This is a genomic window from Marinobacter algicola DG893 (assembly GCF_000170835.1).
Taxonomy (GTDB): domain Bacteria; phylum Pseudomonadota; class Gammaproteobacteria; order Pseudomonadales; family Oleiphilaceae; genus Marinobacter; species Marinobacter algicola.
Map to the genome: position 1 here is coordinate 17,326 of NZ_ABCP01000025.1, position 20,850 is coordinate 38,175.

Sequence of the window (20,850 nt, forward strand, 5' to 3'; positions counted from 1 at the left end):
TGCCAGTTCAATAATACCACCCATGACCCGGCGGCTTTGGCTGGTGTTGCTAAGTGCCGTGCTGTTGGGAGGCTGTTCCTCGCTGTACTACAACACCATGGAAAAACTCGGGTATGAAAAGCGCGACATCCTGGTAGATCGAGTGGAAAACGCGCGGGATAGCCAGAACGACGCCCAGGAGACATTCCGCTCATCCCTGGAGCGCTTCCAGAGCGTGGTGGATACGCCGGATACCGAGCTCAAGGATCGCTACGCCGAGATCAGCGATGCCTACGAAGACAGCAATTCCAGCGCGGAAGATGTCCGCGACCGTATCGACAAGGTGGAAGACGTTGCAGAAGCTCTCTTCGATGAATGGGAAGACGAACTCGGTGAATACGAAAGCGACTCCCTGCGCCGCAGCAGCGAACAACAGCTTGATGAAACACGCACCCAGTACAGCCAGTTGATCAGCCGCATGCACGATGCCGAGGAGCGCATGGACCCGGTACTGGAGGCATTTCAGGACCAGGTGCTGTATCTCAAGCATAACCTGAACGCCCAGGCGATCGGCTCGCTGGAGAACGAGCTGGTGGGTATCCGCCAGGACGTGGATGCGCTGATTCGCAATATGGAGCAGTCGATTGAAGAGTCCGAAGCGTTTATCCGCCGTTTTCGTGAAGGTGGGTGACCGCGTCCAATGAAAAGCTCTAAGGAGTTCTGGGACAAGAGCGCACAGCGCTACGCTAAAAGTCAGGTACGGGATGAGGCAAGCTATCAGAAAAAACTGGCCATCACTCAGGGGTATTTCCAGCCCAACTGGTCGGTACTGGAATTTGGCTGCGGCACAGGCAGTACCGCCCTTGTACATGCGCCTCATGTAAAAGAGATTCTCGCGACCGACATTTCCGACAAGATGCTGGAGATCGCCGCACAGAAAGCCCGCGATGCCGGCGTTGAGAATGTGCGCTTTCAGCAGGGTACCCTGGAAAGCCTGGCGCTGGAGGCGGGAAGCTTTGATGCGGTTCTGGGGCTCAATATTCTTCATCTGCTGGAAAACCCCGAAACGGCGATTGCCCGGGTTCATGAACTGCTGAAACCCGGTGGCGTTTTTGTTTCCAGCACCGCCCTGGTGGGCGAACTGATGGTGCTCTGGCGGCTGTTGATTCCTGCCATGCAGGCGATGGGGTTGGCGCCGTTTGTGAACCGCTTTAGTCGGCAATCACTGGTGACGATGCTGACCAATGCAGGGTTCAGCATCGATTATGAATGGCAGCCGGGTAAGTCGTCAGTGTTTTTGGTGGCCCGGAAGTGACCCCGTCAACAGAGAACCCTGTTGGCTCAACGAGGATTTAGTATGGCAGAAGTCCCCCAAAAACAGTCCGGAACCAGCGGCTACTCATGGAAACTGTCCGCAGTGGCAGCCGTAGCGTCTGTCATCGGCGCGGTAGTCTCGTTCGGGGAGGTATCACCAATCATCACCGGATTGATTCTCCTTGCCGCCGTTGGCTGGGGCTTTACCGCACGGGACAACAAACGAGCGGCGGAACAGGCAAAAGACTCACAATAAACGACATTCCTGATAATTTTTCCGCCCCCTGTCGATTTCGTCCCGCCCCACGCGACTAACCAGTGAAACCACCAACAATCACTGGAGAACGACGACATGAAATACATGCTGATGCGTAAGGCCGATGCGGACACCGAGAATGGCGTAATGCCCTCCGATGACCTCCTGCAGGCAATGGCGGACTACAATGAGCGGATGACTCAGGCCGGGGTGTTTACCGGTGGCGACGGTTTGTGGCCAACCCGGGAAGGCTGCCGCATTCAATTCCGCAACGGTGAGCCCACCGTTATCAACGGGCCCTTCGAGCAGACCAGCGAGCTGCTGGCCGGCTATAGTGTGCTTGAGGTGGATTCCTTCGAGGACGCCATCGCCTGGGCAAAACAGTGGCCAAAAGAAGATGCCGACGGCAACGTCACCCTTGAGTTACGCCGTTACTTTGCGCTGGAGGATTTCGCGCCCAGCCCCGCACTTGAAAAGCATCGTTCGCAGGAAAAACTGCCACGAGAGATGAACGTGCACGTGGCGTTTGGCGGCAACTGCCGGGAAGCCATGGAATTTTATGCGGAGATTACCGCCGGCACTCTGGAAGCTGTGATTACCTATGGCGAAACTCCGGCGGCAGCGGATGTGCCGAAGGAAATGCACGACCGCGTTGTTCATTCCTCCCTTAACATCCGTGGCCGTCGGCTGATGGGAGCGGATATGGCGGGGGACTGTTATCAGGCGCCGCAGGGGACGCAGATTCACCTTGAATACGATGATACCGAGCAGGCGGAGCGGGTTTTCCGGGCACTCTCCGAAGGGGGCGCAGAGATCATGCCGTTCGAACAGACCTTCTGGGCGCATCGCTTCGGAATGACCAAGGATCGATTTGGGGTCCAGTGGATGATCAGCAGCGGGCTTGAACAGTGCCAATAAACGACAACAACCGGGAGCCATGCAATGACCAAGCGAGCGAAAAACACCATATGCCTCTGGTACAACGGCGATGCTGAGGAGGCCGCCAACTTCTACGCCAGCACCTTCCCCGACTCGTCGGTGGATGCCGTAAATCATGCACCGGCAGACTACCCATCCGGTTCAGAAGGGGATGTACTGACGGTGGAGTTCACCGTGTTGGGCATTCCCTGCCTCGGGCTCAATGGTGGCCCCATCTTCACGCACAGCGAAGCGTTTTCATTCCAGGTGGCCACAGTGGACCAGGAGGAAACCGATCGCTACTGGAACGCGATTGTGGGCAACGGCGGCGAGGAAAGTGCCTGCGGCTGGTGCCGGGACAAGTGGGGTATTTCCTGGCAGATTACGCCGCAGGTGCTGTCAGATGCCATTGCCGATCCAGACCGCGCAACGGCGAAACGGGTGTTCGAGGCCATGATGACGATGGGCAAGATTGATGTTGCGGCTATTGAGGCGACACGTCGAGGGTAGAAACACAGTCGCGCTTAAACGACGTCCGGAAACGCCGACACCAGGAAATCCACCAGCGCCCTCACCTTGGGCGTGACGAATTTGCGGGTGGGATAGACCGCGTACACACCCAGTTCGTCGGAGCGGTAATCCGGCATCAGCTCCACCAGCCTGCCTGCGTCCAGGTCATCCTGCACCAGGAAACTGGGCTGGTGGATCACCCCCTGACCGGCCACGGCGGCGGCACAGCAGGTTTCACCGTTGTTGGCATGCATCCAGGGGCGTATACGCGTGCTCAATGGTCCATCCGGACCGTCAAAATGCCAGTCGTTACCCGTGGCCAGGTTGCTGTAGGCGATGATCTTGTGATGGATCAGGTCCCCGGGATGTTCTGGCGTGCCGTGGGCGCTGAGGTATTCGGGAGAGGCGCAGACAACAAGCCGCGTGGTGGTGAGACGCCGGCTCACCAGGGTGGAATTTCTCAAGCTGGCAATTCGGATCGCCAGATCAAAGCCTTCCTCAACAATATCCACAATGCGGTCGGACAGGTCGATGTTGAGTTCCACATTCGGATATTCACTATGAAATTGCCCCCACAGGGGCGCCAGATGGCGAATGCCAAAGCTTACCGGGGCATTAATGCGCAACACACCCTTGGCGACGCCGCTGCGTGAAGTCAGTTCAGCTTCGGCCTCTTCCACCCCCGCCAGCAACTCTCGACAACGCACGTAGAACACTTCCCCTTCTGCCGTCAGGGACAGTCGCCGAGTAGTGCGATGAAGAAGTCGCACCCCAAGCCGGGATTCGAGTTCACCAACGTAGCGGGATACGGCGGCTTTCGACATTCCCATTGCCTCCGAGGCGGCCACAAAGCTGCTCTCATCCACAACGGTGCAGAAGGTCTGCATCTCCAGTAATCGATCCATTCAATTGTTCCGATTTTTGAGATAGTTAATCCATTAAAAGCATGTTTATCCCAAAATAAGATATTCGTAAAGTATCCCCATGCTCAACACACATCTCATACACAAGGAAATCGGATCATGAACAATACATTCCTCAACAAACTGCTCGACACCAACGCTGGCTGGGGAGCCCTCGCGCTGCGTATTCCCGTTGGCATCATCTTCGTGGCTCACGGCGCCCAGAAGCTGTTCGGCTGGTTCGGCGGCTACGGCCTGGAAGGCACCGGGCAGTGGATGGATTCCATCGGCCTGAGCCCGGGTTACCTCATGGCCCTTCTGGCTGGCGGCACCGAGTTTCTGGGCGGCCTGGCATTGATCATCGGCCTGCTGGTTCGTCCCGCGAGCGCAGCGCTGGCCTTCGCCATGTTGATTGCCATCTTTAGCGTGCATTTCCAGAATGGCCTGTTCATGAGCGACAACGGCTTTGAATTCGGGTTGGCATTACTGGCGGCTTCGGTGTCCCTGCTGTTTAGCGGCGCCGGGAGCGCTTCCGTAGACCGTTTGGTAACGAAATAAAAAGGAGTATCGCGCCATGACCAGTCTGTTCGTATCCCACGGCGCCCCCACCTTCGCACTGGAGCCGGGCCTGGCAGGCCCGGCCCTCTCGCAGCTTGGAACGGAACTGCCCCGACCAACTGCGGTGCTGGTGGTGTCGCCTCACTGGATGACACAAGAGGTGCGGGTGGGTTTGTCAGAGGTACCGGCTACCATCCATGACTTTCGAGGCTTTGAGCCCGCCATGTACGAACTGGAGTACCCGGCGCATGGTCATCCGTCGCTCGCAAAGAAGGCACTGTCTCTGCTGGATAACGCCGGCTGGCAACCGGTCGCAGATGCCCAACGCGGCCTGGACCATGGTGCCTGGGTGCCACTGACGTACCTGTACCCGGACGCTTCGGTGCCCGTGTTCCAGGTGTCTCTGCCAGCAAGCCTCGACAGCCAATCCGCCTATCAACTGGGCCAGGTGTTGGCACCGCTGCAAGAGGAAGGTGTGCTGATCGTCGGTTCGGGCAGTCTGACCCACAACCTCTACGAGGTACGCTGGAGGGATAACAACAGTGCGGAGTACGCAAAGGCCTTCAGCCAATGGGTTCGTGAAGCGGTTCTGGGAAACGACCAGGCACGCCTGATAAACACTCTGGCGCTCGCGCCCCATGCACAACGCGCGCACCCCACCACGGAGCATTTCCTGCCATTGCTGGTTGCACTGGGTGCCGCTGGCCCCGACGCACGCGGCTCAGTCATCGAGGGCGGCATTGAGCATGGTGTGCTGTCGATGGATTCCTTTATCTTTCGGAGCGCCTGAAACCCGGTACCTTTGCAAACGTATCTAATGTCGTTGCCCTGAACGGATCGATAACGGTAAAGTTCCTGCAGCAAAACGGACACGGGGATGACCAGCCCCATGTATACAGGTGAACGTATACGGGTGAATGGATACGGGTGAAATGTGACATTACAACGGCACAATCGATGGCCTGTGTGGATAGCTCTGCTATCCATGCTGCTTATCTATTTGGGGCCGTTGCTGACCAAAGCCCAGCTGCCCCAGCACGCCGAACCAACACATCACTCGGCCGAGCCTTCCCTCCACGCCAAGCACAAACACCACGGCCACTCACCAGAGCACGCTCCCGACAAACATTCGGACCCATTCGAGCATCTGGCTCATGGGGATTGCGGCTACTGTGTTCTGCTCACAAAACTGCCGGCCATGTCACCCCAGGGCGCCCAAGGTGCGCCTTCAGACAACCCTGGCACCTACCGACCGGCATCGCCCGACTTTATCTCTGCCCCACGGGGCATTCCCTGTTTTCCAAACGCGCCTGTTCGCGCCCCACCGCTCATCGTCTGACCTCCGCACTTTCCCTTTAAATCCGTAGTGAGGAAGACCATGAACGAATCACGCTCCACCGGCGCACCGCGCTGGGGATACACTCTGCTTTTGCGCCTGCATTTCTATGCAGGACTTCTTGTTGGTCCTTTTATCTTTGTGGCGGCACTATCGGGCGCCCTGTTCGCCCTGACGCCACAGATTGAAAGCTGGCTCTACCACACCGAACTGACCACCGAGCTCACCGGCGAGGCTCACCCCCTGGCCAACCAGATCGGGGCTGCACGGAATCACATTGGCAGCGACGCCACTCTTGCTGCAGTACGCCCTGCACCAGAAGCAGGCCAGACCACGCGCGTGATGTTTGCGGTGGATGGACTGCAGCCCTATGAACACCAGGCGGTGTTCGTCGACCCGGTTTCCCTGGCGATTCGCGGTGATCTGGTGGCGTACGGAACCAGCGGCACCCTGCCGTTCCGCATCTGGATCGACTACGTACACCGGCACTTGCACCTGGGGGAAGTGGGCCGCTACTACAGTGAACTGGCCGCCTCCTGGCTCTGGTTGGTGGCGCTGGGCGGCCTGTTCCTGTGGTGGCGACGCCGTTCAACCAGCCGAAGCGGCAAGGACACGGACCGAAGCACACTCCGCAAATGGCATAGTCGTACTGGAGTGGTGTTGTTGATGGCCTTCCTGTTCTTCTCAGTGACCGGACTGACCTGGTCCAAGTGGGCCGGTGCCAACATTGCCGAATTGCGCGCGCAACTGGATTGGGGCACACCGGGGCTAAATACTCAGATCGCCGATTCAGCAGCCGCTCAGGCTCACAGCCATGGCGCACACGCCGATCACGGTATAGCCACGACAATGGCTGCAAGCAAGGACAACGCGGCCACCTACGATGCCGTACTGGAGCGTGCCCGGACCGCTGGCATCGATGCTGGCAAGGTGGAAATAAAGCCGGCTGCGGATGCTACGCGCGCCTGGGTGGTTCGTGAAATCGACCGCAGCTGGCCGACACAGGTGGACATGGTGGCGGTTGATCCCAAGTCCATGGCTGTGACCGACAGGGTGGATTTCGAAACCTTCCCCATCGCCGCCAAACTCACCCGTTGGGGTATCGACGCCCATATGGGCATTCTGTTTGGCTTGGCCAACCAGCTCTTTGTGGCGGCCTGCGCCTTGGGGCTGTGCGTAATGATCGCACTGGGTTATCGCATGTGGTGGCTAAAGCGCCCGACGCGAGGGGTATCCAACCAGCGATCCGCCCAGCGGGTGTGGACGGAACTGCTCAAGGCTCCGCCCCTGGCACTGCTGTCCATGGCATTGGTCGCCGTCGGATTGGGATGGTTCGCGCCGGTGATGGGCGTCAGCCTTGGGGTGTTTCTTGTTGTGGATGGGTTGCTGGCCTTCCGGAGCTATAAACAGAGTGAATCGGCGGCCTCCGAATTCAGTTGACAATCGCCTTAACCTTATGATGTTATCACTGGTAACAATGTTACTGGTGATAACTTATGTCCGTTAGTTCCACCCCACTCAAAACAAATTACCACCATGGCGACCTGCCCCAACAGGCGCACCAGTTAGCCCTGGAAATTCTGCGTGAACATGGCGATGCAGCCATCAGTCTGCGAGCCCTGGCCAAGCAAATCGGGGTCAGTGCCCCTGCGCTGTACCGACATTTCATTGACCGGGACAGCCTGCTCGCAGAACTGGCCGTGACCGGCTTCGAGGCCCTGCGGGCACGACTGCTCGCCGTCGATCAAAGCGACCCCAGGCGGGCACTGATTGATATCGGCCTGGTTTACGTATCGTTCGCCCGGGACGAACCCAACCTGTACCGGCTGATGTTTGGCGGGCGGGTGCTGCCCAAAGGTATTCATCCGCGCCTGGACATAGCCGGAAAGGGAGCCTTCCAGGTCCTGGAAGACACCATTGCGCAAGCCCAGGCCGCCGGTTACGTCAAACCCATTTCGTTGTCACTGATGACAGCCGCCGCCTGGTCCCTGGTGCACGGCCTGTCCCAGCTGTCTATCGACGGGCACCTGCCCAGCACGAAGGCGGAACCTCACCTGACCCAAGGTGTTGTCACACTCCTGCTCGATGGCTCAATTGCCGAAAACAAACAACACAAAAAGGACACCACATCATGAGTAGCCCCAAACCCAGTACTATCCGTGTCGGTCGCCGTTATCGCGCCAATCGTCTTGACGGCCCTTACGACGCCATTGTCATCGGCTCTGGTATTGGCGGGCTGACCACCGCCGCCTGCATGAGCAAAATGGGTAAAAAAGTGGTGGTGTTCGAGCAGCATTACACCGCTGGGGGCTTTACCCACAGCTACGATCGCAACGGCTATGAGTGGGACGTGGGGGTACACTACATAGGCGATGTGGGCGCGGACCACACCCTGAGCAAACGCCTGTTCGACCACATCACCGACGGCCAGTTGAAGTGGGCGCCCATGGACAGCCACTTTGACCGCATCTTTATTGGTAATCGCCACGTGGATCTTGTCGCCGGCCCGGACGCGTTCAAGGCCGAGCTGAAGAAGGAATTTCCCGGCGAGGAACAGGCCATCGACACCTATCTGGGTTATCTGCGGCAAGTGGCCAAAGCCATGCCGGGGCTGGTGATCGGCAAAGTACTTCCGGACCTGGCCGCCGGGCCATTGCGCAAGCTGGTCGACCGCACAGCACCCGCATTCCTCAACAAGCCCACACGAGAAGTTCTGGAAGACCTGACCAACAATCAGGAACTGATCGCGGTGCTTACCGGCCAATGGGGCGACAACGGCCTGCCACCCGCAGAATCCAGTTTCATCATCCACGCCCTGATTGCCCGCCACTACCTGTACGGCGGCTACTACCCTATCGGCGGTGCCTCGGAAATGGCGAAGACCATTATTCCAGTCATCCAGCAGAGCGGCGGGGAAGTGTTCACCTACGCCGACGTGAAAGAAATCCTGATCGAAAAAGGCAAAGCCGTGGGTGTGCGCATGGCAGACGGGGAAGACGTTCGTGCCCCGCTGGTGATCAGCAATGCCGGCGTGTTCAACACCTTCGACAAACTGCTGCCGGAAACCGCGCCCCACCGGGACTATTACCAGGACAAGCTGAAAACCGTGGAACGTTCCATGGCCAGCAACTGCCTGTACATCGGCCTGGAAGATACCGCCGAGAACCTGAAATTGCCGAAAACCAACTACTGGATCTATCCGGGCACCAACTATGAGAAGCAGGTCAGCGACTTTGTGGCCTCGCCGGATGAACACGACATTCCGCTGACGTACATCTCGTTCCCGTCCGCCAAAGACCCAAGCTTTGCCGAGCGCTACCCCGGCCGCGCCACGATCGAGATCGTCGCCCCCGGGCCTTACGACTGGTACGAAGACTGGGCCGACGAGACCTGGGGCAAGCGTGGCGACGAGTACGAAGCCAAGAAGGAAGCTTACGCCCAGCGGCTACTGGCCAAGCTGTATGAGAAGTTCCCGCACCTGGAAGGCAAGGTGGATTACTACGAGCTGTCGACGCCGCTGTCCACCGACTATTTCTGCCGCTACAGCAAGGGCGAGATCTACGGCCTGAACCACACGCCAAGCCGCTTCGAGCAAGACTGGCTTAAGCCCAAAACCCGCATTCCCGGCCTGTACCTGACCGGCCAGGACGTGATGACCTGCGGCGTGGCCGGGGCGATGATCGGTGGATTACTGGCGACCGTGGCGGTCAGTGGCCTGAAGGGGTTGCCATTGGCTAAGAGGATGTTTGTAGGGTAAGTCCTCACTTACAACATTCCAGCAACCGCGTGGCATGTTCCCGTAACGCATCCTTGAGCCCATCCGGCTTGAGGATGGTGAACCGGAACGGGAGCTGTGCCAGCCACCAGGAAAACCACTCGAAGCTGTCAGTCTGAGTGGTCAGCAGCAGGCCATCTTCACGCTGTTCGAATCCCTCCGCACAGGAGGAATGAAAACCAAACACGGCTGAGGCCGACTCACGGTCCGTATGGAGCACCAGCGACACCTCGTGGGTGCGCCCCCAGGACAGGAAGCTCTCACTCAGGAAATCCGCCGCATCAAAATCCGGTGGCCGCTGAAAAGTGGCCGTTAACAGGTGGACATGGCTGATGCGGTCCAGCCGGAACGAGCGCATGGCCTGGCGGAGATGACAAAAGCCTGTGAGATACCAGCGCCCCTGACGGAACACCAGGCCGTAGGGATCCACGCTGCGGTCGATTCCGCCATGCTCCGGGGAGTGGTAGGTAAACCCCACCGAGCGCATCGCTTCCGTGGCAACGGTCAGGTTTTGCAGAGCACGGTCGTCCAGGCTGGGCTCGCCCCGCGGCAGGATCACCCGGGTGGTGTCGCTGACGCCGCGTACCCGTTTTTTCAGGTCGGCCGGCATCACCCGTTCCAGCTTCGCCTGTACGCTGGCAATGGCCGGCGCTGCATCCGCCAGCCCAAGCTGCCGGGCCGCCAGCAGCCCAAGGGAGACGGCCAGGGTTTCCTCGTCGGTGAACATCATCGGTGGCAACTTGAAGCCGGCCACCAGCCGGTAACCACCGTAGCGCCCCTGCTCGGTCATCACCGGAATGCCCAGTTCTTCAAGCACCGTGATGTAGCGTCGGATGGTTCGTCGATCCACACCCAGCCGCTCCGCCAGTTCGGCACCGCCGATCTGGCCGTGGGTCTGCAACAACTCCAGCACGGTTAACACACGCGTCGTGGGACCAGACATCGTAGCCTTCCTCCTGGCAGCTTTTCGGCTTTTCTACATTAAAAATGCATCTTCCCATTTATCTAGGACAGATATTCGCCTAATTCCACATTAATCTGATCTCGCAGTAACCCATACCCTTGAAAAAACAGGCTCGAAAAGGAGATCAGCATGTCAGAACTCACCTTTTACACCCACCCCATGTCACGTGGCCGCGTTGTACGCTGGATGTTGGAAGAAGTCGGTATTCCCTATACGGTAGAGACGATGGATTTCGGCCCGGACATGAAAACCCCGGAATACCTGGCCATCAACCCGATGGGCAAGGTGCCCGCCATCAAACACGGCAGCACCATCGTGACTGAAGTGGCGGCCATCTGCGCTTACCTGACGGACCAGTTCCCGGACAGGAAGCTTGCCCCGCCGTCAGGCTCTGCGGAACGTGGCGCCTATTACCGCTGGCTGTTCTTCATGGCAGGCCCCTTCGAGATGGCCACCAGCGCGCTGGCGTATGGGTGGAAGGTCGACAGCAGCAACGTGCAGGCCATCGGTTGCGGTCGGGTGGAAGACAGTATCAACACGCTGGAAAAAGTGCTGGGCAAGAGCCCCTACATTTGCGGAGATACGTTTACCGCAGCGGATGTGCTGGTCAGCAGCTACCTGTGGTGGGAAACCATGCAGAAGAACATTCCACCCAACAAGGTATTCCAGGAGTACATCCAGCGCACGGAGAGCCGGCCAGCGGCCAAACGTGCCAATGAACTGGATGATGCTTTGGCAGAAACGATGAAGGCGGTCGAAGCCTGAAAATCAGCCTGCAGTAGCCGGCGATACCGGGCACAATCCGCCAGGTACGTTCAGTACCCAATCGCGAATGGCCAGTATCGTCGGGTCCTGCCGGCGGCTTTCCGGGTACACCAGGTAGAACGGCTTACCTTCAAGCTCCGGGCCGAAGGGCTGCACCAGCCGTCCTTCGGCCAACTCATCCTCAATCAACGGCCGGCTCATCAGTGCTACGCCCTGGGCACCCACGGCAGCGGAAATGGTGTGGGTCTCATCCGAAAACACCAATCCGGCACTCACATCCAGCCCAGATAGCCCCGCCTGCTTTTGCCAGCCCGCCCAGTTTACCGGGCTCACCGATACTCCCTGCGGCCGGAAGTGGATCAGCGGATGATTCGGTAAATCCTCCATTCTCGTCAGCCCAAGAAGGGGGCTGCAGGCCGGAATAAAGGTGTTATCAAACAGCTTCTCAGCGACAAGGCCCGGCCAGTGCCCATCCCCATAGCGAATGGCAAGATCCGCCGTCACCCCGTCCAGGGCCACGGCTTCGTGTGATGCATGGATGCGCAGGTCAATATTCGGATGGCTGTCCCGCAACATGCACACCCAGGACAACAGCCAACGCACCGCGACCGCTGGCGTGGTGGACAAGGTCACCGCCTGGCGCGACGGTACGGTTTTCAAGCGCTCAATGGCGTTGCCGATGTTGTCGAAGGCGATTCCCAGCACCTCCTGTAAATCCCGTCCTTTAGGCGTCAGCACCAGTTGCCGGGGTTTGCGGACGAACAGCTCTACCCCGAGCGCATCCTCAAGCCCGCGAATCTGATGGCTGATAGCCGTGGCGGTCACCGAAAGTTCCTTGGCAGCCTGTTTGGCACTCTCATGGCGAGCAGCCGCCTCGAAGGCTCGTAAGGCAGATAGCGAAGGCAGGCGGCGGGGATTCATGGATGAGCACACCTCATCTATAGGCAAAAAAAATCATCGTTTGTGAGGCTTAAAGTATGGATTTAGGCTTAATTAGCTGTCAACCACAGATGAATTAATCTCACAACAGACTGGAGCCTGATATGACTCACATCCTGCAACTCGACGCCTCTGCCCGCCCTGGCCGCGCAGGTATCCATGAACACGGATCCCACAGCCGCAGCCTGACACACCGGTTCGTTTCCCGGTGGCAGGCCCAACGCCCCGGCGATACGGTGACCTACCGTGATATCGGTGGCACGCCACCATCCTTCATTGATCAGCAATGGATACAGGCGGCCTTCACTCCGCCCGAAAAGCACGAGCCCTGGATGAGCGACACACTGGCGGAAAGCGACCAACTGATCGATGAACTGGTCGCCGCGGACATCCTGCTCATTGGCGCGCCGCTCTACAATTTCGGCATGCCCGCGGCTCTGAAAGCCTGGGTGGACCAAATCGTTCGCATGGGCCGGACCGTGGAGTATGATCCATCCACCCCAGAAGCGCCTTTCACAGCACTGCTGGCAGACCGCCCCCGCCATGCGATTATCCTGTCTTCCCGCGGCGGGGTTGGATTCGAACCGGGCGGGGAGTTGGCACATATGAATCATTTGGAGCCAGGCCTGACCACCGTGCTTGAGTTTATCGGTATTACCAGTGTGCACAGCATTGCTGTTGAAAATCAGGAGGAAGGCGGTGAAGTGTTGGCGGAATCTGTTGCGGAGGCGGAACGGCGGGTGGATGAATTGGTGGTGCAGTTGCAGAAGACGACAACTGTAAGTACCAAGAAGGTCCCTGTTTTTCAGTGACTCTGACGCTCAGCTGATGCAGTCACCCGTGTGGCTGCCTCGGCCCCGCAAACCGCCTTTGACAAAAACCATGGCGGACATCCTTGCCCACCGTGGCTACGGAACCGTAGATGGCCTGACGTCTTTGATTCAGGCCTGGTCATCGCTTCTGGAGGTGACAGCACCAGATGTTGTCGTATGCGACTATGCGTCGCAACGAACAAAGAGTCATCGACAATATCAACGCGGCTGCAACACCTCTGGGCTTCCAACGCATTCGCCATTTCCCGGACATATTCAGTTATGACGCTGCCTATATAATCGAACTGCCAATGTTCGACCTCCATAGGCACCTTCGCACAGACGCACAGTATGTTGGCCCGTCACCAAACGAGGCTATTTTCGAAACTGCCAACTGGGGCAATCGACCAGGTAAGCGAATATTTGTCTACCTGAAGCCTGGCCGCCCCAACGTCGACATCGTGCTGAACTTACTGAAAAACAGCAATGCAATCGTGCGCGGCTTTTTTCAAGGGGAACTACCAGCGGATCTGAAGTTCGACACCGACGGCAATTTTCAACTATCAAATAAGCCAGTGAACGTCATGGAGTCGCTTAAAGACGCCGATGCTGCTGTTCTTCACGGTGGTATTGGTACGCTCTGCCAAGTGGTTCTCTCTGGCAAACCCGCTTTCACACTGCCCACCCAGATCGAACAGACCTTTAACTCTCGCCGCATCCGTGAAGTGGGCAATGGCGACTGGATTGCTCGAAAATCTGAAAACCTTGAAATACAGCAGCGCTTTCAGAATTTCATGACTAGCGACGCCATGGCACAACGAGCCAAGGCCTTGGCGGAGGAGAATGCCGAGTTCGGGGATGTGCCGTTTGTTGAAACCGTTTGTGATGGGATTGAGGGGATAAGTTTGTAGTTGAAAGGCCCCCACCTTACAGACTCTCTCACTTAACCGCGATCAATCGCCACTCAGATCAATGCCCCGGCACCTCAGATCGGTCACACCACAGGCTACAAACAACGCCCCCATCTCCTGGGCAAATTTCGCCGCATCCGGGCCTGCAACAAATTCAACCTGCATCGACTCTCCCTTCTGATCGTAGCTGCTCACCAGAAAGTACTCCCCGGGCCAGCGCTCAAGCACATCCTCCAACTGCTCCGCCACCGCCTCACCAAACACGTCCATGCGGTCCTGGAATAAGGCGCCGGTTTCGCCACGGCTCAGTCCCTCAAAGATCGCTTTCCAACGTTCGGCGACGGATGACTTGAAAGAGAACTCAATGGACATACTCACTTGATCGTCCTCTTAATATTAGATGCGCTTCGCCTCTGCATAAAGGGAACGTAGGTCTGCCAGATCATCCGCATAATCCATCAGGATCTCCGTTAGACGTCGTGCGGCTTCGAATCGCTCATTACCGGATTCTGTCTGAGGTTGTTCAATTGAAAATTTCAGAATCGTTCTCAATCCGGCACGGGTTATATCGGGTTTGGCACTGCCATCGGACGTTTCACGCGGGATATCACTTCCGGCAATAAACGGAGCTGTATCAATGACAGGAAGCAAAGACTCAAAGTACCGTTCATTAAAACGGGCTATGCCTTGCTCTTTGGAATCCTTTGCCTTCAACCATTTCGACATTCGGTTAACGAGTTGCAGGAAAATTGCATTCTCCGTAATCGCAATTGTCCGATACTGACTTTCTTGATTTATCCGCAACGGAAACTTCCGGTCCTTGTCATAAACATCGCCAAAAGTCGTCTTGAAATAGTAATCCTGATCTTCGATACAAAAAAAATAGTCAGCAAGCTGGCCACAGAACATATTGTTTAGGGTCTTGACGTTCTGGTCAGTTACCGTTTCCTCAACTTCTTCATCAAATAGTCTTTGCCAACCGTCAAAAGTGGGTTCTGGATAAAAAAGAAACTTATCCAGAAAACTGAAGTTGCCGCAGTCAACCTTATCAAAAAAATAACTTTTGCAGTTCCTCAGGTTTTTCCGTGTCGCGCCATGCTTAGTCATAAGGGCTTCCAACAACTGCCACTGCTCCTTTCGATTCGTTTTTAGTACCCGAGAGTCTCTCCCCATCACTCTACTCCCTCTATAATCACATCTTCCACAGCGTCTTCAATCATTTCAAAGCCCAGCCCTGGAAGAACCTCTTTCAGCGTCGCCGCAATACCTGAATCGAATACATGGTGCGACATACCCGTTATTTCACGACGCCCCATCGAGACCTCTACCAGTTCATTTTGGTCATTATTGTATTTGGGCAGCCTGGCTAACCGCTCCCGGATGGTTCCTTTTGAGCGCTCAGACCCAAGATCAGGACTGTACTGCTTCCGCTTAGTTCGGCGGTTGTCTACTGAAAACTTCTGAAATTTCCATTGAAAGTCTTTCACCTCGACAATGACATCAATTAGTTTTCTCTCCGACTGATTCATGGCCAACCAAGCCCCTCCCAGATGCTTCGCTGTTCGATCGATCACAAACTGCCGATGCAAACTTGGAAAATACCCCTTCTTGGGCTTTCGATCTGAGGTGCCCAGTCGCCAGTTGCCAATTTTTCCGATATCCAGCTCGGTGCGATTTGCTTTGCTCTTCGCAGCGTATGATTTCAATTCAACCCAAGTCTCCCGGCCAGAGTCGTCTTCCAGCACGATATCCACGTATCGCTCTCGACGAATTACATCATTCTCCAAAAGCTGTTCTCCGGCTCCTTGGGGTTTATCATCCTCATCATCAAAAAACGCCACATACCGAAACGCATCGCTGCCCTTCACCCGCTCCTTGGAATCCAGCCGGTATTTAGCCTGGTAATAGGCCAATTGCTCGAGGTGGAACAACGCACCGTGACCGCTACCAAATAGCACAAACCTGTCTCCCTTCCTCGGATCTTCTTCCTTGAGGTTGCGGTCCCCCCGATCGGCGAAGGCTGTCTGTATCTTCGAGTAAACCAGCCGGCGGATGTTTTTATCGAACCCTTTCCCATCACAGTTAAGGCGTTCACTTTCTTTTTCCACGGGGTCAACCGGTGGCTGACCGTCCGGGTCCGCCTCCTCTGCCTCTTCCTGTAGTGCCCTACCGCATGAGTTTTCGTATTCGAGGTATGCCATCATCGCCACCACGGCCGGAATGGAATAGCGGGTGTTCTTGGCACCCCTGGTCAGGTTGCGAATGGCCTGAATACCTGCTCGCCTCATCATGGCACCACCGGCAACGCTGATTAATTCCTCGCTGAAGCAACACATCCCCCAATACTTCCTTGGTAATCCGAGCAGCACTGGCTACCGGTGCAGCCTGCGCCTGCGGCACCAACCACCCCAACGGCAGGTTCTGACTCACCTGCGGATCATCCCCAAACGCCGGCACCGTGGGTGGATCGCCTTCACCTTCCCAACCGTTAGCTGGCAAGCCCAGGTAATTCACCCAGGCCAGCACATCATCGGCACTGTCTACCGTACTGAACAGGAACTCCAGCCCTTCGCGGGCGTCCGGGTCGCTGTATAGCTCTGCGGCCAGCACCAGGAAGGGCAACGTGTTCCAGAGGGTATCAAAATCGCCTTTCTTTGCCTTCTGGACCACTTTGCCGAGATACCCCGCAAAGTGCTTCGCAAACTTCGGGTTCACCTTGTCCATGGAGCGGAACAGGGCTCTCAAAGGTGTGGTAAAGAGCTTCAGTGGCTTGGCCGGTGGGAAGATGGTGACGGTGTTCACCAGGGCAATCGTGAATTCCATGCCGTCGAACTTCTCCGGGTCGCTGACCAGGTAGCCAAGCTGATCCAGCACAATACCGAAGTCTTCTATGGGAATGAACCAGTTGACCAAACTCCATAAAAAGCTGCTTTCTCCATCCGCGGCGTAGGCTTTCGAAATGAATGGCAGGGACACTGGCTGGTAATTCGGGTCCAATCCAGCGACGTTGATGGGTGGCGCCGAGTTATCCAGGGTATCGGCATACTGGCCGGCCAGGGTCGCGAAAGCCTCGCGAGAGACCAACGATGCATATTGGCGCACCTTGTCGGTATGAACGGCGATGCGCTGCGTCATCAGCTGGCTGCCACCCGCGCCCATGGCGCCGGTACTCTGGAGCGTCATTTCGGTGTAGCCATCCTGGCCGACGGTCACCGTTTTCTCAACGCTGCCATCGTCGAAGGTCATGACCGGTTGCGAGGTCCAGTCGAACCACTTCAGGCTGTTGAGTTGGCCATCAAATGCTTTACCGACCTCCAGTTGGCGAGTTGCAACGGTGTTGTGCACCAGGTTGCCGGAGGAGCCGATCACCGGTGTGTCGGTGTCGAAGATGTCGTCGCTGGTCTCGTCGCCGGTGTCCGGGTCTACCTGTACACGGTTGATTTCATCGATTTCCAGGCTGTAGCGGCTGAACTGGTACTCCGGCCGGTGGTTCCACACATGCCAAGCAGTTTATATTTTGCATTTTTCACGGCAATAAATGACGTAAAATTCTATTTAGTTAAACCTTGAGATCCTAACTGGTTTACGTACTATAAATAATACGGTAGTTATTGCCGTGTTATTAGAGATTTGAAAACCATGCTTAACAAAAAAGCACGTGAACAGCTAAGAGGGCTTCTGCCTATCTCCATGGTGGCCACCAAGCAGTGGCTGCTCGATCAGGGCTTGAACCTGCACTTTGTGGACAACGCCGTTCGTAGCCGGACACTAATCCCTATTACAACGGGTGTTTATACGCTTTACGAGCACCCCATTCGCTGGCCGGGCATCGTCGCCTCCCTACAAAGAATGTTAGACAAGCCCATCCACGTAGGCGGGTTAACGGCCTTACATCTCGCCGGATATAGCCACTTTTTGTCCTTTAGCGCGGACGAAAGGATTGAACTCTACTCTGAGTCTCCTTTGCCCGGATGGCTCCGCAGAGTCCCGATTGATGTGGTCTTTGATCGTTGCAGCACTACGCGCCTCTGGCCTGAGTCCGTGATGACAAATCCAAGATACCTTCGCGCATTTGACTGGCAAGAAGGGCTACCTCCCGTCTCGTATTCCTGTCCGGAGAAAGCCATGCTGGAAGTGCTGACAAAAGTGCCTTCAGCAGTTAGTTTCGAGCATGCAGACTCATTGATGCAGGGGTTATCCAACCTTTCTCCACGAAAATTGGATGCACTTATGGAAACTTGCCTCAGCATCAAGACGAAACGTTTATTTTTATGGCTGTCAGAGAGGCAGAACCACCCCTGGTGCAAATACCTTGAGCCCGAAAAATATGATCTTGGTGCAGGCAAGCGGGTTATAGCCGAGGAGGGCAGGCTAAACAAGAAATGGGCAATCACGGTGCCAAGGGAGATGCAGAGAGACAATGGGCATGGATAGGCGACACCAGTATCAAAACCAGGTCACACTTCTACTACAACTTGTACCCTTTGTAGCAAAACACCAATGTTTCGCGTTAAAGGGTGGAACCGCCATCAATCTATTCATCAGGAATTTCCCTCGCCTTTCGGTTGACATTGACTTGGTCTTTCTTCCGATGATGGAACGCCAGGATGCGCTAGATACAATCAGAAAAAACCTCTCTGAATTAGCTGAATCGATTCGTTCCGAGATTCGGGGTACAAGCGTTATCGAATCATTCCAAAACAAGGACGATGCTCTACGGCTTACCGTCGGCAAAGACGGAGCCCAGATCAAAATTGAGCTGTCACCAGTGCTACGGGGGACTGTTTACGCCCCTACCGTTATCCCCGTCAGCGAAGACGTCGAAGAGGAATTCGGGTACGCGGAAATCCAGGTAGTTGATTTCGCAGACCTCTACGCAGGGAAAATATGTGCGGCATTGGATCGTCAACACCCTCGGGACTTATTCGATGTGAAAATGCTGCTTGACAACGAAGGGCTTACTGAAAGCCTGCGAAAGGCACTGCTGGTCTATATAATCAGCCATAACAGGCCCATTTCAGAACTGTTGAGGCCGCGCTTCAAGGACATTGCGGGCCTGTATGAGGGCGAATTCCAAAGTATGGCGCATGTTGAGGTGCCGCTGTCAGAACTGGAAACAACTCGTGAGAACCTTGTTAATCTGGTTAACTCTTCAATAACGAAACAAGAACGGCAATTCTTGCTAACGTTCAAGCGATGCAATCCGGAGTGGGCTTTGTTAGGTCTGGAAGACATTGAACGCCTACCGGCGGTGCGATGGAAATTGCGAAATCTCAAGAAAATGAGCGCAGCTAACCACGCTCACGCCCTAAACAACCTTGAGCGTATCCTTCAGGCTTGAACCAAGTCTGGCTTAATACAACAGAAACCCTACCCAACCACCAGGCAACACCATGTTCTGCTTCACCTACGGCTCCAACATGTCACACCGAAGACTTAAGGCACGAGCGCCCTCTGCCAGGTTCGTGGCCGTGACAGAACTACCCGCTTATCGGCGCCCGGGAAAACGGCCTGCCGGCGGACTATATTGCGCAGATTGAAGCCGTGGAGTCCGTTGACGACCCCAAACCAGAGCGGCACGCCCGGGAGCTGTCGATTTACAGCAACCCATAGGTTGCCTGTTTCGTTACACCCCCAACCGATCCCGCAACGCGTAATACCAGGCCCCTATTGCCGTCAAAGGCACGCGGAACGCCCGCCCACCCGGAAACGGGTAATGTGGCAGGCTGGCGAAGGCGTCGAAACGCTCAGCCTGGCCCTGGATGGCCATTGCCAACGCCTTGCCGGCAACATGGGTAAAGGTCACGCCATGGCCGGAGCAGCCCTGGGAATAGAACACGTTGTTCTGCAGCCGGCCCATTTGCGGCAGGCGTGACAGGGTGAGCAGGAAGTTGCCGGTCCAGGCGTAGTCGATCTTCACATTCGCCAGTTGCGGGAAGGTTTTCAGCATATTGGGGCGAATCAGCCGCTCAATATTGGCCGGGTCGCGGGCGCCATAGACCACACCACCACCGTAGATCAGGCGCTTGTCGCCGGACAGGCGGAAGTAATCCAGCAGGTAGTTGCAGTCTTCCACGCAGTTATCCTGCGGCAGGAGTTGTCTGGCGAGGGCATCGTCCAACGGTTCGGTGGCGACGATCTGCGAGCCGCAGGGCATGGACTTGGCGCCCAGTTCCGGCACCAGTCCGCCGAGATAGGCGTTGCCCGCCAGCACTACAAAGGGTGCCCGTACTTCGCCTTGATCGGTTTTCACCGTGGCAGGTTGGCCATGAACAATGTCTGTAACGGCTGAATGTTCGTGGATCACGCCACCGAGAGATTCCAGCGCCGCCGCCTCGCCCAGGGCGAGGTTCAGGGGATGGATGTGGCCACTGGTGTGATCAATCGCACCGCCGACATAGCGCTCGGTGCCAACTCGGGCACGAATTCCCTCCCGGTCCAGCAGTTCCAGCCCCCCGTATCCAAACCGCCGCCAGAGTGCCTGTTGATCCTCCAGATGGACGAGCTGCCGTGCGTTCAGGGCCGCGAAAATGCCGCCCTCTTTCAGGTCGCACTGGATGCCGTAATCTCGTACCCGTTGACGGATGATCTGGCTGCCCTCAAATGCCATGGACGCCAGGTGGGTCAGGTGATCCGCTGTGGTCTGGCGTTCGATTGCGTCCAGGTCACGGCTGAAGCTGTTGACGATCTGGCCGCCATTGCGGCCGGAGGCACCCCATCCCACGGTAACAGCTTCGAGCACCACTACCCGGAAACCGGCTTCGGCCAGGAACAATGCGGTGGACAATCCGGTGTAACCAGCACCGACCACGCACACATCAGCCTCGCAAACGCCCTGAAGCGCCGGCCGTGCCGGGGCCGGGTTGGCCGACGCCGCGTAATAGGAAGGAACCGGGGAATACTGGGTCATG

General features: G+C 56.7%; 24 protein-coding genes. 16 read left to right on the plus strand and 8 right to left on the minus strand.

Annotation, left to right across the window (positions count from 1 at the left end; all coding sequences use genetic code 11):
- Nucleotides 1–22 precede the first annotated feature (22 nt).
- The 5 genes from MDG893_RS14280 to MDG893_RS14300 all read left to right on the plus strand — a co-directional run bounded on the left by MDG893_RS14280 (nt 23) and on the right by MDG893_RS14300 (nt 2,977).
- Nucleotides 23–670: a DUF2959 domain-containing protein gene (locus tag MDG893_RS14280; protein ID WP_007154518.1), complete on the plus strand. Its 648-nt coding sequence runs from the start codon at nt 23–25 to the stop codon at nt 668–670.
- 9 nt (nt 671–679) lie between these two features.
- Complete coding sequence (locus MDG893_RS14285; RefSeq protein ID WP_007154519.1) at nt 680–1,294, plus strand: class I SAM-dependent methyltransferase; 615 nt, start codon at nt 680–682, stop codon at nt 1,292–1,294.
- 42 nt (nt 1,295–1,336) lie between these two features.
- Complete coding sequence (locus tag MDG893_RS14290) at nt 1,337–1,549, plus strand: hypothetical protein (RefSeq protein WP_007154520.1); 213 nt, start codon at nt 1,337–1,339, stop codon at nt 1,547–1,549.
- 96 nt (nt 1,550–1,645) lie between these two features.
- Nucleotides 1,646–2,467 carry a YciI family protein gene (locus MDG893_RS14295; protein WP_007154521.1) on the plus strand — a complete coding sequence of 274 codons (822 nt, stop codon included), beginning with the start codon at nt 1,646–1,648 and terminating at the stop codon, nt 2,465–2,467.
- Between the two features lie 24 nt (nt 2,468–2,491).
- Nucleotides 2,492–2,977, plus strand: coding sequence for a VOC family protein (locus tag MDG893_RS14300; protein ID WP_007154522.1), 486 nt, complete (start codon nt 2,492–2,494; stop codon nt 2,975–2,977).
- A gap of 14 nt (nt 2,978–2,991) precedes the next feature.
- Here the strand turns inward: MDG893_RS14300 and MDG893_RS14305 are convergent, their stop codons facing one another.
- Nucleotides 2,992–3,882: a LysR family transcriptional regulator gene (locus tag MDG893_RS14305; RefSeq protein WP_007154523.1), complete on the minus strand. Its 891-nt coding sequence runs from the start codon at nt 3,880–3,882 to the stop codon at nt 2,992–2,994.
- A 117-nt stretch (nt 3,883–3,999) separates the two neighbouring features.
- On the opposite strand from MDG893_RS14305, the gene MDG893_RS14310 reads away from it, so the two are divergent.
- The 6 genes from MDG893_RS14310 (at nt 4,000) to MDG893_RS14335 (ending at nt 9,530) form a co-directional block, all read left to right on the plus strand.
- Complete coding sequence (locus MDG893_RS14310; protein WP_007154524.1) at nt 4,000–4,437, plus strand: DoxX family protein; 438 nt, start codon at nt 4,000–4,002, stop codon at nt 4,435–4,437.
- Nucleotides 4,438–4,453: 16 nt separating this feature from the next.
- Nucleotides 4,454–5,227 carry a DODA-type extradiol aromatic ring-opening family dioxygenase gene (locus MDG893_RS14315; RefSeq protein ID WP_007154525.1) on the plus strand — a complete coding sequence of 258 codons (774 nt, stop codon included), beginning with the start codon at nt 4,454–4,456 and terminating at the stop codon, nt 5,225–5,227.
- A gap of 174 nt (nt 5,228–5,401) precedes the next feature.
- Entirely contained in the window at nt 5,402–5,776 is a 375-nt protein-coding gene (locus MDG893_RS14320; protein ID WP_279625880.1) for a DUF2946 domain-containing protein, read from the plus strand.
- 39 nt (nt 5,777–5,815) lie between these two features.
- Nucleotides 5,816–7,213 (plus strand): PepSY-associated TM helix domain-containing protein, encoded by a 1,398-nt coding sequence (locus MDG893_RS14325; protein ID WP_007154526.1) that lies wholly within the window; start codon nt 5,816–5,818, stop codon nt 7,211–7,213.
- Nucleotides 7,214–7,269: 56 nt separating this feature from the next.
- The gene (locus MDG893_RS14330) at nt 7,270–7,908 is read left to right on the plus strand and encodes a TetR/AcrR family transcriptional regulator (protein ID WP_007154527.1); all 639 of its coding nucleotides are present in this window, start codon (nt 7,270–7,272) and stop codon (nt 7,906–7,908) included.
- On the plus strand, nt 7,905–9,530 hold the full coding sequence (locus tag MDG893_RS14335) for a phytoene desaturase family protein (protein ID WP_007154528.1): 1,626 nt from the start codon (nt 7,905–7,907) through the stop codon (nt 9,528–9,530). The genes MDG893_RS14330 and MDG893_RS14335 overlap by 4 nt, the downstream gene beginning before the upstream one ends.
- Before the next feature lie 4 nt (nt 9,531–9,534).
- Here MDG893_RS14335 and MDG893_RS14340 read toward each other — a convergent pair whose 3' ends face one another.
- Nucleotides 9,535–10,491 carry a helix-turn-helix transcriptional regulator gene (locus tag MDG893_RS14340; RefSeq protein ID WP_007154529.1) on the minus strand — a complete coding sequence of 319 codons (957 nt, stop codon included), beginning with the start codon at nt 10,489–10,491 and terminating at the stop codon, nt 9,535–9,537.
- Between the two features lie 150 nt (nt 10,492–10,641).
- Here MDG893_RS14340 and MDG893_RS14345 point away from each other — a divergent pair, with 150 nt between their 5' ends.
- A complete protein-coding gene (locus MDG893_RS14345; RefSeq protein WP_007154530.1) occupies nt 10,642–11,277 on the plus strand; it encodes a glutathione S-transferase family protein in 636 nt (211 codons plus the stop codon).
- A gap of 3 nt (nt 11,278–11,280) precedes the next feature.
- Here the strand turns inward: MDG893_RS14345 and MDG893_RS14350 are convergent, their stop codons facing one another.
- On the minus strand, nt 11,281–12,198 hold the full coding sequence (locus MDG893_RS14350; protein WP_007154531.1) for a LysR substrate-binding domain-containing protein: 918 nt from the start codon (nt 12,196–12,198) through the stop codon (nt 11,281–11,283).
- A 122-nt stretch (nt 12,199–12,320) separates the two neighbouring features.
- Here MDG893_RS14350 and MDG893_RS14355 point away from each other — a divergent pair, with 122 nt between their 5' ends.
- Complete coding sequence (locus MDG893_RS14355; RefSeq protein WP_007154532.1) at nt 12,321–13,028, plus strand: FMN-dependent NADH-azoreductase; 708 nt, start codon at nt 12,321–12,323, stop codon at nt 13,026–13,028.
- A 185-nt stretch (nt 13,029–13,213) separates the two neighbouring features.
- A complete protein-coding gene (locus MDG893_RS14360) occupies nt 13,214–13,939 on the plus strand; it encodes a glycosyltransferase (RefSeq protein ID WP_007154533.1) in 726 nt (241 codons plus the stop codon).
- Between the two features lie 42 nt (nt 13,940–13,981).
- Here the strand turns inward: MDG893_RS14360 and MDG893_RS14365 are convergent, their stop codons facing one another.
- From MDG893_RS14365 to MDG893_RS14380, 4 genes are all read right to left on the minus strand, one after another.
- Nucleotides 13,982–14,317, minus strand: coding sequence for a hypothetical protein (locus MDG893_RS14365; RefSeq protein WP_157132850.1), 336 nt, complete (start codon nt 14,315–14,317; stop codon nt 13,982–13,984).
- 18 nt (nt 14,318–14,335) lie between these two features.
- Nucleotides 14,336–15,046, minus strand: coding sequence for a hypothetical protein (locus MDG893_RS14370; RefSeq protein ID WP_167319398.1), 711 nt, complete (start codon nt 15,044–15,046; stop codon nt 14,336–14,338).
- A gap of 65 nt (nt 15,047–15,111) precedes the next feature.
- Nucleotides 15,112–16,140, minus strand: coding sequence for a hypothetical protein (locus MDG893_RS21085; RefSeq protein ID WP_167319399.1), 1,029 nt, complete (start codon nt 16,138–16,140; stop codon nt 15,112–15,114).
- On the minus strand, nt 16,106–17,437 hold the full coding sequence (locus tag MDG893_RS14380; protein WP_007154537.1) for a hypothetical protein: 1,332 nt from the start codon (nt 17,435–17,437) through the stop codon (nt 16,106–16,108). Before MDG893_RS14380 ends, MDG893_RS21085 begins: the two co-directional genes overlap by 35 nt.
- A gap of 141 nt (nt 17,438–17,578) precedes the next feature.
- On the opposite strand from MDG893_RS14380, the gene MDG893_RS14385 reads away from it, so the two are divergent.
- Nucleotides 17,579–18,373: a type IV toxin-antitoxin system AbiEi family antitoxin domain-containing protein gene (locus tag MDG893_RS14385; protein ID WP_007154538.1), complete on the plus strand. Its 795-nt coding sequence runs from the start codon at nt 17,579–17,581 to the stop codon at nt 18,371–18,373.
- A complete protein-coding gene (locus tag MDG893_RS14390) occupies nt 18,366–19,280 on the plus strand; it encodes a nucleotidyl transferase AbiEii/AbiGii toxin family protein (protein ID WP_040474641.1) in 915 nt (304 codons plus the stop codon). The genes MDG893_RS14385 and MDG893_RS14390 overlap by 8 nt, the downstream gene beginning before the upstream one ends.
- Before the next feature lie 285 nt (nt 19,281–19,565).
- Here the strand turns inward: MDG893_RS14390 and MDG893_RS14395 are convergent, their stop codons facing one another.
- Complete coding sequence (locus MDG893_RS14395) at nt 19,566–20,849, minus strand: NAD(P)/FAD-dependent oxidoreductase (protein ID WP_007154541.1); 1,284 nt, start codon at nt 20,847–20,849, stop codon at nt 19,566–19,568.
- Between the last annotated feature and the right edge of the window lies 1 nt (nt 20,850).

Excerpts from the sequence above, each read along its gene's own strand:
- MDG893_RS14295 (WP_007154521.1), top strand. The coding sequence starts at position 1,646 with ATGAAATACATGCTGATGCGTAAGGCCGATGCGGACACCGAGAATGGC.
- MDG893_RS14300 (WP_007154522.1), top strand. The coding sequence starts at position 2,492 with ATGACCAAGCGAGCGAAAAACACCATATGCCTCTGGTACAACGGCGAT.
- MDG893_RS14335 (WP_007154528.1), top strand. The coding sequence starts at position 7,905 with ATGAGTAGCCCCAAACCCAGTACTATCCGTGTCGGTCGCCGTTATCGC.
- MDG893_RS14280 (WP_007154518.1), top strand. The coding sequence starts at position 23 with ATGACCCGGCGGCTTTGGCTGGTGTTGCTAAGTGCCGTGCTGTTGGGA.
- MDG893_RS14345 (WP_007154530.1), top strand. The coding sequence starts at position 10,642 with ATGTCAGAACTCACCTTTTACACCCACCCCATGTCACGTGGCCGCGTT.
- MDG893_RS14290 (WP_007154520.1), top strand. The coding sequence starts at position 1,337 with ATGGCAGAAGTCCCCCAAAAACAGTCCGGAACCAGCGGCTACTCATGG.
- MDG893_RS14310 (WP_007154524.1), top strand. The coding sequence starts at position 4,000 with ATGAACAATACATTCCTCAACAAACTGCTCGACACCAACGCTGGCTGG.
- MDG893_RS14305 (WP_007154523.1), bottom strand. The coding sequence starts at position 3,882 with ATGGATCGATTACTGGAGATGCAGACCTTCTGCACCGTTGTGGATGAG.
- MDG893_RS14340 (WP_007154529.1), bottom strand. The coding sequence starts at position 10,491 with ATGTCTGGTCCCACGACGCGTGTGTTAACCGTGCTGGAGTTGTTGCAG.
- MDG893_RS14325 (WP_007154526.1), top strand. The coding sequence starts at position 5,816 with ATGAACGAATCACGCTCCACCGGCGCACCGCGCTGGGGATACACTCTG.
- MDG893_RS14395 (WP_007154541.1), bottom strand. The coding sequence starts at position 20,849 with ATGACCCAGTATTCCCCGGTTCCTTCCTATTACGCGGCGTCGGCCAAC.
- MDG893_RS14350 (WP_007154531.1), bottom strand. The coding sequence starts at position 12,198 with ATGAATCCCCGCCGCCTGCCTTCGCTATCTGCCTTACGAGCCTTCGAG.
- MDG893_RS21085 (WP_167319399.1), bottom strand. The coding sequence starts at position 16,140 with ATGGCATACCTCGAATACGAAAACTCATGCGGTAGGGCACTACAGGAA.
- MDG893_RS14385 (WP_007154538.1), top strand. The coding sequence starts at position 17,579 with ATGCTTAACAAAAAAGCACGTGAACAGCTAAGAGGGCTTCTGCCTATC.
- MDG893_RS14315 (WP_007154525.1), top strand. The coding sequence starts at position 4,454 with ATGACCAGTCTGTTCGTATCCCACGGCGCCCCCACCTTCGCACTGGAG.
- MDG893_RS14330 (WP_007154527.1), top strand. The coding sequence starts at position 7,270 with ATGTCCGTTAGTTCCACCCCACTCAAAACAAATTACCACCATGGCGAC.
- MDG893_RS14370 (WP_167319398.1), bottom strand. The coding sequence starts at position 15,046 with ATGACTAAGCATGGCGCGACACGGAAAAACCTGAGGAACTGCAAAAGT.
- MDG893_RS14355 (WP_007154532.1), top strand. The coding sequence starts at position 12,321 with ATGACTCACATCCTGCAACTCGACGCCTCTGCCCGCCCTGGCCGCGCA.
- MDG893_RS14360 (WP_007154533.1), top strand. The coding sequence starts at position 13,214 with ATGCGTCGCAACGAACAAAGAGTCATCGACAATATCAACGCGGCTGCA.
- MDG893_RS14285 (WP_007154519.1), top strand. The coding sequence starts at position 680 with ATGAAAAGCTCTAAGGAGTTCTGGGACAAGAGCGCACAGCGCTACGCT.
- MDG893_RS14390 (WP_040474641.1), top strand. The coding sequence starts at position 18,366 with ATGGATAGGCGACACCAGTATCAAAACCAGGTCACACTTCTACTACAA.